This window comes from Pseudomonas sp. GW821-FHT02C04 (genome assembly GCF_059421845.1).
In genome coordinates, this window is sequence record NZ_JBWKVT010000004.1 from 43,904 (window position 1) to 57,014 (window position 13,111).

Below are 13,111 nucleotides of genomic sequence, written 5' to 3' on the forward strand. Positions count from 1 at the left end.
ATGAGTGCTCAGCATGCAACTTCCGGACATGAACCTGTTGGTCGCCCTCGACGCCTTGCTCGACGAGGGCAGCGTGGTTGGCGCCGCGCGGCGGATGAACCTCAGCCCGGCGGCCATGAGCCGTACGCTGACGCGAATCCGCGAAGCCATTGGCGATCCGATTCTGGTGCGTGCCGGCCGGGGGCTGGTGCCGACGCCCAAGGCGCTGGAACTGCGCGAGCAGGTGCGCGATGTGGTCGAGCAGGCGGCGCTGCTATTTCGCTCGGCAGACGCCGTGGAACTGGGCACCCTGCGCCGGCGCTTCAGCATTCGCGCCAACGATTTTTTCGTCGGCGTCTATGGTGGCAAGCTGTTCGACACCTTGGATCAACTGGCGCCGCACTGTGAGTTGCGTTTCGTTCCCGAGGGTGACGGCGACGATGAAGCCTTGCGCGAAGGGCGAATCGACCTGAGTGTCAGCAACACGCGTCCGGTGACCCCGGAAGTCAAAGTGCAGAACCTGTTTTCCACCCACTTCGTCGGTCTGGTGCGCGAAGATCATCCGCTGCTGGATGGCGAAATTACCGCCGAACGCTATGCCGGGTTTTCCCACATCAGCATGTCCCGCCGGGGCATCGCCCGTGGGCCTATCGACACCGCCTTGAATGCCTTGGGGCTGGAGCGGCGAGTGGCGGTGATCGCACCGAGTTTCCATGCGGCGATGTTCGCCCTGCCGGACTCCGACCTGATCCTGCCGGTGCCCAAGGAAGCACTGCTCAGCGTGCGACGGCTGGGATTGAAACTGCGCTCGTTCGACCTGCCGATCCCGTTGCCGACACTGATGCTGACCCAGGCCTGGCACCCGCGTTTCGACAAGGATCCGGCCCACCGCTGGCTGCGGGAAACCCTCAAGACCTGCTGCGACGAAACCTGGCTGGCGGCGCAGCCCTGAGGATTGCGTCTGACGCAACTATAAGCTGCCAACAAGTCAATTTTCGTCAGCTCTAAGCCTTACTAAGATGCTCCGGTATTTTTCCCTCCGGAGTTTGCCTGCATGACATCCCTGACGGTCACGGCACCGATTGCCGCTGCCGCTCCGATGGCCGCCGCGCCCCCGGTGTTCGGGGCGCGGATCATCATCGGTCTGGTCGGCGTGCTGCTGGCGGTGCTGGTGTCGGGTCTCAACGAGATGGTGACCAAGGTCGCCCTGGCCGACATTCGCGGCGCCCTGAGCATCGGCTACGACGAAGGCACCTGGCTGGTCGCCAGCTATACCGCGACTTCGGTGGCGGCCATGGCGTTCGCGCCGTGGTGCTCGGTGACCTTTTCCCTGCGTCGCTTCACCCTGTGCGCCATCGGCGTGTTCACCCTGCTCGGGGTGCTCTGTCCGTTCGCCCCGAACTACGAAAGCCTGCTGCTGATGCGCATCCTGCAAGGCCTGGCCGGCGGCGCGTTGCCGCCGATGCTGATGACGGTGGCCCTGCGGTTTCTGCCGGCCAATTTCAAACTGTACGGCCTCGCCGGTTACGCCCTGACCGCCACGTTTGGCCCCGGTCTCGGTACGCCGCTGGCCGGGTTGTGGACCGAATACGTTGGCTGGCAGTGGACGTTCTGGCAAATCATCGTGCCGTGCCTGATCGCCATGGCCGCTGTTGCGTATGGCTTGCCGCAGGATCCGCTGCGTCTGGAGCGCCTCAAGTCGTTCAACTGGAAAGGCCTGCTGCTGGGGTTTCCGGCGATCTGCATGCTGGTGATCGGCCTGCTGCAGGGCAATCGCCTGGACTGGTTCGAGTCGAACCTGATCTGCGGTTTGCTCGGCGCCGGTTCGCTGTTGCTGGTGGCGTTTCTGATCAATGAATGGTCGCAGCCGATTCCGTTTTTCAAGTTGCAGATGCTCGGCATCCGCAACCTGTCGTTTGCGCTGATGACGTTGGCTGGGGTGTTGGTGGTTTTGCTGGCGGTGGTGATGATTCCATCGAGTTATCTGGCTCAGGTGCAGGGTTACCGGCCGGTGCAGACCGCGCCGATCATGTTGCTCGCGGCGTTGCCGCAACTGATCGCGCTGCCGCTGGTGGCGGCGTTGTGCAACCTGCGTTGGGTCGATTGCCGCTGGGTGCTCGGCATCGGCTTGAGCATGTTGACGCTGTCGTGCCTGGGTGGCTCGCAGCTGACCTCGGAATGGATTCGCGACGATTTCTATGTCCTGCAATGGCTGCAGATTTTCGGCCAGCCGATGGCGGTGCTGCCGTTGCTGATGCTGTCGACCGGCAGCATCCAGCCGCAGGATGGGCCGTTCGCCTCGGCGTGGTTCAACACCGTGAAAGGCTTGGCCGCGGTGGTCGCCACCGGGGCCATCGAGGCGCTGACCACGGCGCGCCTGCATTTTCACTCGACGATGCTGGTGGATCGCCTCGGCAACTCGCCGCTGGCCGCGAGCAACGACCCGGCACTCGCCCATCGCCTGCACGAACAGGCGGTGGTGCTGACTTCCTCGGATCTTTACCTGTGCATGGCTGGCGTCGCAGTGACGCTGATCCTGCTGATTTTCTGGCTGCCGACGCGGATCTTTCCGCCGCGCGCGCCGACTTGACTGAAACAGAAGGTTTTTATGACGACTCAAGCAAAGCAAAAACTCGCGGTGGCCGTGGCCGCCGCTCTGGCGGTCGGTGTGCTGGTGTATCTGGCGATGCCCGGCCTGTTCGGCAAGCGCACCCAGCAGAGCACCAACGACGCGTTCGTTTCTGCCGACTTCACCCTGGTGGTGCCGCGTGTAGCGGGGTTCATCAAGGAAGTGCTGGTGGAAGACAACCAGCAGGTCAAGGCCGGGCAGTTGCTGGCGCTGATCGATGACCGCGACCTGCGCGCCGCCGCCGAAGCCGCCGATGCGCACACCGTGGTCGCCCGCGCTCAATTGCAAAACGCCAAAGCCACGCTGGAGCGGCAGACCTCGGTGATCGCTCAGGCGCAGGCTTCTGTGGTCTCGGCCAAGGCTGAAATGGCCTTCGCCCAGCAGGAATTGAATCGCTACAACCACTTGGCCGGCGTCGGTGCCGGTACTGTGCAGAACGCGCAGCAGGCGCGCACCCGGATTGATCAGGCCTCTGCGCGGCTGGACACGGCCACGGCAAAACTGGCCGCGGAACGTAAGCAGGTCGAGATTCTGACGGCGCAGCGCGATGCCGCCGAAGGTAGTCTGAAACAGGCGCAGGCGGCGCTGGAAATCGCCAGTTTCGAGCTGTCCTATACGCGTATCACCGCGCCTCAGGATGGGATGATCGGCGAGCGCGCCGTGCGGGTGGGCGCCTACGTGACACCGGGCAGCAAACTGCTGGCGGTGGTGCCGTTGAAGCAGGCTTATGTGGTCGCCAACTTCCAGGAAACCCAGCTCACCGACGTACAGCCCGGACAAGACGTGCAAGTGCGGGTCGACAGCCTCGGTGGCGAAGCCCTGAGCGGTCGCGTCGAAAGCATTGCCCCGGCCACCGGCGTGACCTTCGCGGCGGTAAAACCAGACAACGCCACCGGCAACTTCACCAAAGTCGTGCAGCGGATTCCGGTGAAGATCCTGCTGGAGCCGGGCCAGCCGCTGGCCGAGCGCCTGCGCGTGGGGATGTCGGTGGAGGCGAGCATTGATACCAAAAGCTCGGCGGCGTCGGTGCGTGAGGTGACGCAGCGATGAAGCGCTTTCAATCTCTGACGGTTGTTCTCAGTCTGTCGACGCTGGCGGCGTGCACCGTAGGCCCGGACTTTCAGAAGCCCGAAGCCACGCAGATTGCCGAGTGGGCAAAACCGTCCAAATCCGCCCCCAGCCAGGCCGTCAGCGAACCCCTGAACGAGCGCTGGTGGGAGGTTTTTCACGACGCGCAACTCTCAGCCCTGACCCTGCGCGCCGTGAGCAGCAACCTCGACCTGCAACTGGCCAGCAGCCGCCTGCAACAAAGCCGCGCCGCCCGCCAGGTAATCACCGCCGATCGTTATCCGACCACCGCTGCCACTGGCAGTTATGCCCGCAAACGCAACAGCGGCGAAGGCTTGAACGACCCGTCCGGGCACAACGGCGATTCCGCTTTCAACCTGTGGGACGCCGGTTTCTCCGCCTCTTGGGAACTGGACTTCTGGGGCCGTGTGCGTCGGGAAGCCGAAGCGGCGGATGCCAATCTCGAAGTCGCGGAAAACGACCGTCGCGGCGTGTTGCTGGCGGTGCTCGCGGACACCGCGCAGAACTACATCCAGCTGCGCGGCGTGCAGAACACCCGCGCGGTCACCGAGCAGAACCTCGAAGTCGCGCGGCACAGCCTGAAACTCTCGCAACTGCGCCTCAACGACGGTGTGGCTACCGATCTCGACGTGGCCGAAGCGGCCGCGCAAGTGGCGGCCATCGAATCGCGGCTGCCGGCGCTGGAGCAGCGTCAGGCGCAACTGATCAATGCCATCAGCCTGTTGATGGGCGAACCGCCGCAAGCCCTGAGTAAAGAGTTATCCACTGACGCGCCGGTGCCACAGTCGCCGCTGGAAGTCGCCATCGGCCTGCCGTCGCAACTGGCCGAACGCCGTCCGGACATCCGCCAGGCCGAAGCCCGGTTGCACGCCGCCACCGCTAATATCGGCGTGGCCAAGGGGGATTTCTATCCGCGCATCACCCTGTCCGGCAATCTCGGCTCGCAAGCCATGCAGCTCAGTGATTTCGGCTCCTGGAGCTCACGTGCCTTCGGCATTGGTCCCCAATTCAGCTTGCCGCTGTTCGACGGCGGCCGCTTGCGCGGCGTGCTGCAACTGCGCGAAGCCCAGCAGCAGGAAGCCGCCATCGGTTATCAACAGACCGTTCTGCGCGCCTGGCACGAAATCGACGACCAGTTGACCGCCTACAACGCCAGCCAGCGGCGCCGCGACAGCCTCGCCGAAGCCGTGCGCCAGAACCAGATCGCGCTGCGCACCGCGCAACAGCAATACGTCGAAGGCGTGGTCGACTTCGTCAACGTCCTCACCGTCCAGGGCGCACTGCTCGCGACGCAGGAGCAATGGGTGGAAAGCTCCACCGGCGTTTCACTGGCGATGGTCGGGTTGTACCGGGCGTTGGGTGGGGGATGGGAGTCGGTGTATCCGGTGGGGGAGATGGCGCAGCGTTGAGTGTATGAGCGCAAAAAATAAAAAAACCGGCCGAGGCCGGTTTCTTTACCCCAACTGCCAGCGAACTGAATCGCTACGTACGGGGTTGAGTGCGGTGAGAGTAAGCAACGAACGATAAATCGGCAATAACGGCCCTTTGGAAAGACGCGTAGGAAACTTCCCTAAAGTTTGTAAGCGACGAAAGCGCCCACCTCGAGGCGAATGATGGCCTTTCGCTTGACGCTAATCCCCGCTGTCGTAGACTCCGAGCATCCGTCAGGGAGTAACGGTTATGCGGCGTTTTCGTGGTTGGGTTGTCGGATTGACCTTAGTAACGTGTGCAGTTCAGGCTCAAACGCCCGCGCCAGACGATCCGCTGCAGGATAGTGGCGGGGCGGCCAATGCGTCGGCCAGCAGCGAAGCACGGGGTGTTTTGCGGGCTCGGGATCAGGCGACGCTCGCCAGTGAGTTGTCCGGGCGGATTGTCGAGTTGCCGTTCAGCGAGGGCGAGTCGTTCAAGAAGGGCGATACCCTGGCGCGGTTCGACTGTTCGGCCTATCAGGCCCAGTTGAATGCCGCGCAAGCCGCCAGCCGTGGCGCCGGTGAAGAACTGGCGCACAACCGGCAGTTGGCGGCGCTCAATTCCGTCGGGCGTTTCGAGGTGGCCCGGGCCGAGGCCAAAGTCAGCGAGACTCAGGCGCAATCTCAGGTTTATCAAGTCCAGGTCAAACGTTGCAGCGTGGTCGCGCCGTTCGACGGGCAGGTGGTCGAGCGCAAGGTGCAACGTTACGAAAGCGTGTCGGCCGGGGCTCCGCTGCTCGATGTGGTCGACAACCGCACGCTGGAAATCCATCTGCTGGTGCCCTCGCGCTGGATGGCCAGGCTAAAGCCAGGCCAGACCTTCAGCTTCGTCCCCGATGAGACCGGCCAGCCGATCGACGCCACGGTCAAACGCCTTGGCGCGCGGATCGATGAAGGCAGTCAGACCCTGTTGCTGGTCGCCACGCTCCCCGAAGCCAAAGGCTTGCTCGCCGGCATGAGCGGTACCGCGCGTTTCCCGGAGCTTAAGTGAACGCCCCGGTAAGCGGCGCCGCCGAGCAGGTGTTCGCCCGGTTTCTTGATCTCGAACGGCAGACCCGCGCCGCCCGCGATGCGTCGCAACTGGCCTACAGCCTGGTCAATGACGGGCAGTCGCTGTTCGGTTATCGCCATGCGGCATTGCTGATCGCGGGCAAGGTGCAGGCCGTGACCGGCGTCAGTGCGGTGGAACCGAACGCGCCGTTCGTGGCGTTCGTCGAGCAGGCAGTGGCGCAGCTGTTCAAGCAGGATGTGCTGAAGGTGGCGCGGGTGATCGCGCCTGAGCTGGTGGGCGAATCGATCCAGGCCGACTGGCTCAGCCTGTCCGCCGCTCAGGTGTTCTGGCTGCCGTTGATCGACCGCGAGGGCGAGGTGTTCGGCGGTTTGTGGCTGGCTCGCGACGTGCCGTGGAATCCTTCCGAACAAGTGCTGCTGTCGCAACTGGGCGACACCTACAGTCACGCCTGGCTGGCGTTGCAACCGCGCAAGCCGTGGCGGCTGCGCTGGACCCGCAAGCGCCAGGTCGCGCTGGTCGCGGTGTTGTTGCTCGGCTTGTTGATCCCGGTACGTCAGTCGGTGCTGGCCCCGGCCGAAGTGGTGCCACAGGGCGGTCGTGTGGTGGCGGCACCGGTGGACGGGGTGATCGCCGAGTTTCTGGTCAAACCCAATCAAACCGTGAAAACCGGCGACCTGTTGCTGCGCTTCGAAAGCACCACCCTCAAGGCCCAGGCCGATGTTGCCGAACGGGCGCTTGGGGTGGCCGAAGCCGAATTGAAGGCCAACTCCCAACGCTCGTTCGCCGACGCCGAATCCAGTTCACGGGTGGATCTGCTGGCCGCCCGCGTCGAACAGAAACGCGCCGAGCGTGACTACGCCCGCGAACTGCTCAACCGCAGTGAAGTTCGCGCCGAACGCGACGGCATTGCGGTGTTCGCCGATGCCGAGCGCTGGACCGGCAAACCGGTGCAGACCGGCGAGCGCTTGATGGAAATCGCCGACCCGAATCAGGCCGAATTGCGCATCGAACTGGCGGTAGGCGACGCGATTTCGCTGGAGCCGGGCGCCGACATCGCGTTGTTCCTCGACAGCGATCCGCTGCAACGCCATGTCGCCAGACTTGAGCGTTCGGCTTATGAGGCGCAGCCCACCGCCGGCGGCCAACTGGCCTATCGACTGGATGCGAATTTCACCGAGGCACCGCCGCGTATCGGCCTGCGCGGCACGGCAAAAATTTTCGGCGACCGCGCGCCGCTGGCGCTGTACCTGCTGCGCCGGCCGCTGGCCGGTTTGCGTCAGAGCGTAGGCCTGTAAATGAACCTGCCGAGCCTGCGTGCCGACCTGCAACTGTCGCCCGCGGCACCGGCACTGGACGGCTCGCCGCGCTGGACCCTGGCCGACCCGGTGCGCGGTCGTTATTTCAAACTCGGCACAACGGCGATGCGTCTGTTGCGCCACTGGTCGCTGGGCGATCCCGAACAAGTGTTGCGCGCCGCCAACCGCGAACCGGGCTTGCCGCTGGACGGCGTCGAGCTGGAGCAATTGCTGACGTTTCTGCGCGGGCATGACCTGATCAGCGCCCTCGACGATCAACAGCGCGCCAGTTACCAGCTCAAGGCCCTCGCACAACGCCAGAGCCTGTGGAAAATCCTGCTGCATCAATACCTGTTCTTCCGCATTCCACTGTGGCGGCCGGATGCATTTCTCAATCGGGCGTGGCCGTGGCTGGAGCGCTTCGGGCCAAGGGTGTTGCGCTTCGGTTTGCCGGCGACATTGGGGCTCGGGGTGTTTCTGGTCTCGCGGGACTGGCAGCGGTTTGTCGGCACCTTTCCGCACCTGTTCAGCCTCGGCGGGGCGATTTCATTCGGTGTGGCGCTGTTCTTCGCCAAGCTCTGCCATGAGTTCGGCCACGCGTTCATGGCCAAGCGCGCCGGGTGTCGGGTGCAGAGCATGGGCGTGGCGTTCATGGTGTTGCTGCCGATGTTCTACACCGATGTCAGCGACGCCTGGCGGGTCAACGACCGACGTGCGCGGCTGCTGATCGGCGCTGGCGGGGTAATGGCGGAATTGCTGTTGGCGTGCATCGCGTTGCTGGTCTGGTCGCTACTGCCCGACGGCCCGGCGCGCACGGCGGCGTTCATGCTCGCCAGTGCAACCTGGATCACCACGCTGGTGGTCAATCTCAACCCGTTCATGCGCTTCGATGGTTACTTTCTGCTCAGCGATTTGTGGGAGGTCGACAACCTTCAGGGCCGGGCCTTTGCCTTTTGCCGCTGGCGCCTGCGTGAGTTTTTGTTCGGTTATGGCGCACCGGCGCCGGAGCCTTGGTCGCCGGCGATGCAGCGGCGTTTGCTGATCTGGGGGTATGGCTCGTGGTTATGGCGTGCGGCGTTGTTTTTCGGGATCGCGCTGGCGGTCTATCACCTGTTCTTCAAGGTGTTGGGGATCTTCCTGATGCTGGTGGAACTGGTGTGGTTCATCTTTCTGCCGATCATGAGTGAGTGGCGCCAGTGGTGGAGCCGCCGCGAACAGGCGCATGGTCCCCGTGTGCTGCTCAGCAGCCTGGCGGTGCTCGGCCTGTTGCTGGTGCTGATCGTGCCGTGGCGCAGCGCCGTCGAGTTGCCGACGATGCTCGAGGGCGGTCGGGCCAGTGCGTTGCACGCGCCGGTGGCGGCGCGGGTCAAAAACGTGAAGGTCGCGGATGGCCAGAAGGTCGCTCAGGGCGACGTGCTGATCGAACTGGAGTCGCCGGACCTCGATTCGCGGCAGGCCATCGTCCGCCGGGAAATCCAGATTCAGCAGTTGCTGATGCGCCGTCAGGCCGGCCGCAGTGAGACCGCTGCCGACGCCGGCATCGTCGAGCAACGCCTCGCCGAAGCCGTGGCGGAATACCGAGGCCTGAGCGCCCGCCGCGAACGCCTGCTGCTGCGTGCGCCCCACGCGGGCACTGTGCGTGATCTGTTGCCGAATCTCACACCGGGTCGCTGGCTGTCGAGCAAGGATGCGCTGGCCCGGGTGGTCGAGGACGGCTCGCGCCTGCGTGGTTATGTGGCCGAAGCTGAACTGTGGCGGGTCAAACCGGGGGCCACCGGGCGGTTTATCGCCGACGACCCGATGCACCCGGCGATCACCGTGAAACTCGATGAAATCGATACCAATGGCGTGGCCTATGTCGATCAGGAAGCCCTGACGTCCGACCATCACGGGCCGATTGCCGTGCGCCGCGATCAACAGCAACGGGCGGAGCCGGTACAGGCGCAGTACGGCGCGCGATTGACTACGCTGGATCAGCCACCGACGCCGGTGCAACCGTTGCGCGGCGTGGTCGTGCTGCAGGGCAGCGGCGAGTCGGTGCTCGGCGTGGCCTGGCGTCGGTTGGCGGCGCTGGGGGTCAGGGAAAGCGGTTTCTAGGGAGCGAGAACATGGCGGATAACGCAGCAGTGGCGGCAGACGGATTGGTAGTGCGGCCTTCACGAGCCACCGACGGGCCGTTTTTGCAAAGTCTCTATCAGTCGGCGCGCCCGGATCTGCAATGGATCGACGGCGAGCAGGAAGTGGTGCAGCAAGTGGTCGCGCAGCAATTTCAGGTGCAGGAACAGGGCGTCGGCGAAAACCATCCCAATGCCATGCACTACGTCGTGGAAAAGCTCGGCACGGCCATCGGCGCGTTGAGCACTGACTTCGGCCCCAACGAAATCCGCGTGTTGTACATCGCCTTCATCCCCCAGGCCCGGGGCAAGGGTTACGGCCGCGCGGTGTTGCAAGGCGTGCAAAAGGCCGCGCAGCAAGTCCGCTGCCCGGTGACTACGGTGGTCTGGGCCAACAATCCTCATGCGCGCCAGCATTACCTGGCGCTGGGGTTCGCGGTGGAAGAGCGCAATCCGGCGGCGGAGCGGTTGGTGTGGTATCCACGGGGTTGAGTCAGATGATCGAATTGATATCGAAGGTGTGCGGCGCGCCGATTTTATGGCCGTAGAGCGTCGCCAGCAGCGGATCCTCTTCGGCGGCGTCCGGCGCCATGGCGAGCTGTTCGGCTGCAGTGTTTTCCGGGTGTAGCTGCCAGCGTGGCAGGCTTTCGGCCAATCGTTCCGGTTGCTCTGCCAGTTGCCCGTAAACGTCCTGAATCGTGATGCGCCGATGGCGAAGGATTGCCAGGCGCTCACGTGTCACGCGGATTTTCTCGACCTCACGGTTAAGCGCATCAAGGGTGTTGGACTGAGTGCGCACGTAACTGTCCGGGCGTCCCGGCAGGTTGTTGCGCCGGGTGCGCAATTGGTGGGTGATGCGTTCCAGGGCCGACTCCACGACAGCAAACTCCCGTTCGGTGACCAGCGAGCGGCTTGATTCCTGGGCCTCCTGCCAACGACGCAACACCGCCCAGCACGCCGGAATGTACGCCCCGGTCATCGAGTGGTGCCCGCCGTCGAAAATCTGCTTGAGCAACGTCGGCCGATCCGGCAACCCGTGCCGCTGTCGGATCGCCACGTCGCACGCGGCGTGCTGGGTAATGGTGTCGCAACCCGGTTCCCACAGGATCGAGGACACCTGCTGACGCCCGAACTCCACCGGCATGGCGTGCCGCAGGCTGCCGTGGTGGTCGTAGGCTTCTCCGATCCAATTGGTGATACCGGCGACGAACACCGACAGCCCCACCGGCACATTGACGAACGTCAGCGCCGCCCCGGTGCCGTAGATGTCGGCCTTGGTGTTCATCCAGCTGCCGGGCACGCTGGGTACCGGGTCGTTGTGATTGACCATGCGGTGATGCACGAGATCGGCTGCGCCCCTGACGAAATCCGCGTCGCCGGCGCGGGGGGCGCCGTAGGTGTAGAGCTGGATGTTGTAGCCCTCGGGCCGGCGCCGGAGCATTTCGGACAGCAGCAATGTGATAGCGCCGCCGAGGCTGTGCCCGCAGATGAGGAGGTTTTGGCCGGTGTAGAACTTTTCGAGGTAGTTGACGGCGAAGTCATAGGCTTTCTGCGCTGCTTCATAGAAGCCCCGATGTACCCGGCCGTTTCCTTCCTCAAACGGTACTTGAAGGGCATCGGCATCGCGCAAACCATCGGCGATTTTCTCGGCGGTGCCGCGAACCGCGATCAGGATCAGTTCGTCGTTGTGGGTGATGAAGGCTTGGGTATCTGTAGCCTCATTTCCTTCGTTTCTGTCATCGAGGAAATGAACCTTGGCCGGATGCTCCTGCGACTCTTTCCTCTTCGGGTCATTCAATTCGTACAGATCCGAGTCGAATGGAACGATTTCCAGGCGTTTGGAATACGGCACGTCTTCGTACAGAGGGTAATAGGCTTTGGTTTGATTTGAGTCGACCTTCCATAGTTCGTCGGATTTGGCCAAGGCATTGCCGAACCAATTGCCCACGCTGGGTTGCAAAGGAAAGGTGACCCGATTCTCTTTGATGGGAACGGTTCCCGGTTTCTGGCCAAAAGGGCAGTAACTCAAGGTCGCCATCAATGAAAGCTGGTACAGATTGAGTGCACAGAATTCCGGAGCTGTGGATAACATCGGTCGCAACGCGCGTAGCGGGCGCACTTCAAGAACTGTGTGACGTTGTGGCATCAGGGCGATGCCAAGTTTTCCGTGTTCGCGCATGATTGCCGCGCAACCCGAGTCGAGAGGGTAATCGCGATACACCTCGGGTGGCAGGTGCGAGGCATATCTGACCAGATGGCGGACTTCGACTTGAAAGTAGTCTGAGCCGTCTGTGATCTCGGGTCGCTCCCGTGTGCGGGTGGCATTCAGGTTCAGATAACGAGTCTTTTCGGCGCGTACCTGAAGGTCTGTGATTGGAAGAGGGTAGTGAATTCTTGATTGCAAATCCTTGTAAAGCTTCTCTGTACCTTCATATTCCTGGCTGAACAAAAGGGCAATCGGCCCGGCAAAATGGCTATCTACTTTACCGATGCCTGCGGGATCCAGATGCCCGGTGTATTTCATCCCTTCTGAATCCGTTGCGATATACGCGAGCCCGGCATACGGCGCTCCTGAGCCAGACTCATCGATCAGCTGAAAACTGGTCCATCTTCCGCTTTCCGGGCAAGACAGCATGCGGCTACCCAGTGACGATTGAAGTTCGTTCTCGAGTGATGACATGTTGAACACTCCTTATTCGGTGCAGGCGGGGTAAATGCTGCAGATGCGGCCATCAGGCATTTTGAATGTGCTGAAGTCGGTGTAATTGCCGTTGCAATAGGCATGCGGATCGTCATATCCATCACCCAGACATCGCTTCCAGCCATTCGGCACCTTCACCCACGTGTCCCGCCATCCTGGCCGTTCTTCCTTCACCAGCCTGATCTTCATCTTCACGGTTTTGCCCGGAAGTTGATCGTGGGTGTATGCCGCAAACGGGCGACCCGGCTCCGGTGCGCCCAAGACATCGGTTTCCTTGCAGTCGAGTATTTTTCGCAGGATTCTCGGCTTGCCCGAGGTGCGAAACAGCCACTGGCATTGGCCATGGAAGGTACTTTCGCCCCGGCTGTCGAAGCTGCTTTTGTAGCGCTCCTCGATATCAGGAAGAACGGCGACTACGGCACTGTCTGCACTGAAGTCGCCGCGAGATTTTCCATAGACCGAATTGATATCGAGGCTGATTCTGCGTATCGCCATCGGGCAGCCACTGATCGTCCGGCGAATAGGGATTTCAAAGGTTGGTTCATACCGTTCACGCCACTTCTGATTGTGTGCTGAGACTGTCTTTCTGCGGTCCGACACGCTGCACGTTTCGCCCTTGGCGGGTGTGTACTCGACGATAGCCTGATAGGTAAAACCCGGTGGCAAATCGGCTGTGAAAGTGAATGAATTTGACGGTTCGGTTTTGCAGCCAGCGATGAGGGCAAGGCAACCAATCAAAGTCACACTGCGTAGCGCGAGTCTGATCGTCGGTGAGGTCAGTGTTGGAGATTGCGGATCCGTTTCAAATAATTCCATGGCGAGC

General features: G+C 62.7%; 10 protein-coding genes. 8 read left to right on the forward strand and 2 right to left on the reverse strand.

Annotated elements, in window-relative coordinates; genetic code table 11:
- Positions 1 to 13: 13 nt before the first annotated feature.
- The 8 genes from AC07VV_RS15875 to AC07VV_RS15910 all read left to right on the forward strand — a co-directional run bounded on the left by AC07VV_RS15875 (position 14) and on the right by AC07VV_RS15910 (position 10,079).
- Positions 14 to 931 (forward strand): LysR family transcriptional regulator, encoded by a 918-nt coding sequence (locus AC07VV_RS15875; protein WP_011331856.1) that lies wholly within the window; start codon positions 14 to 16, stop codon positions 929 to 931.
- 102 nt (positions 932 to 1,033) lie between these two features.
- The gene (locus tag AC07VV_RS15880; protein WP_495036762.1) at positions 1,034 to 2,569 is read left to right on the forward strand and encodes an MFS transporter; all 1,536 of its coding nucleotides are present in this window, start codon (positions 1,034 to 1,036) and stop codon (positions 2,567 to 2,569) included.
- A gap of 18 nt (positions 2,570 to 2,587) precedes the next feature.
- Positions 2,588 to 3,658 (forward strand): HlyD family secretion protein, encoded by a 1,071-nt coding sequence (locus AC07VV_RS15885; RefSeq protein ID WP_273536313.1) that lies wholly within the window; start codon positions 2,588 to 2,590, stop codon positions 3,656 to 3,658.
- Positions 3,655 to 5,106, forward strand: coding sequence for an efflux transporter outer membrane subunit (locus AC07VV_RS15890; RefSeq protein ID WP_495036763.1), 1,452 nt, complete (start codon positions 3,655 to 3,657; stop codon positions 5,104 to 5,106). The genes AC07VV_RS15885 and AC07VV_RS15890 overlap by 4 nt, the downstream gene beginning before the upstream one ends.
- A 271-nt stretch (positions 5,107 to 5,377) precedes the next feature.
- Positions 5,378 to 6,157: an efflux RND transporter periplasmic adaptor subunit gene (locus AC07VV_RS15895; RefSeq protein WP_096823029.1), complete on the forward strand. Its 780-nt coding sequence runs from the start codon at positions 5,378 to 5,380 to the stop codon at positions 6,155 to 6,157.
- Positions 6,154 to 7,473 carry an efflux RND transporter periplasmic adaptor subunit gene (locus AC07VV_RS15900; RefSeq protein ID WP_495036764.1) on the forward strand — a complete coding sequence of 440 codons (1,320 nt, stop codon included), beginning with the start codon at positions 6,154 to 6,156 and terminating at the stop codon, positions 7,471 to 7,473. Before AC07VV_RS15895 ends, AC07VV_RS15900 begins: the two co-directional genes overlap by 4 nt.
- The gene (locus AC07VV_RS15905; protein ID WP_495036765.1) at positions 7,474 to 9,570 is read left to right on the forward strand and encodes a site-2 protease family protein; all 2,097 of its coding nucleotides are present in this window, start codon (positions 7,474 to 7,476) and stop codon (positions 9,568 to 9,570) included. It abuts the gene before it with no gap.
- Positions 9,571 to 9,581: 11 nt separating this feature from the next.
- On the forward strand, positions 9,582 to 10,079 hold the full coding sequence (locus AC07VV_RS15910) for a GNAT family N-acetyltransferase (RefSeq protein WP_495036766.1): 498 nt from the start codon (positions 9,582 to 9,584) through the stop codon (positions 10,077 to 10,079).
- Between the two features lies 1 nt (position 10,080).
- Here the strand turns inward: AC07VV_RS15910 and AC07VV_RS15915 are convergent, their stop codons facing one another.
- Positions 10,081 to 12,267, reverse strand: coding sequence for a lipase family protein (locus tag AC07VV_RS15915; protein ID WP_495036767.1), 2,187 nt, complete (start codon positions 12,265 to 12,267; stop codon positions 10,081 to 10,083).
- A 12-nt stretch (positions 12,268 to 12,279) separates the two neighbouring features.
- A complete protein-coding gene (locus tag AC07VV_RS15920; RefSeq protein ID WP_495036768.1) occupies positions 12,280 to 13,104 on the reverse strand; it encodes a hypothetical protein in 825 nt (274 codons plus the stop codon).
- Positions 13,105 to 13,111 lie beyond the last annotated feature (7 nt).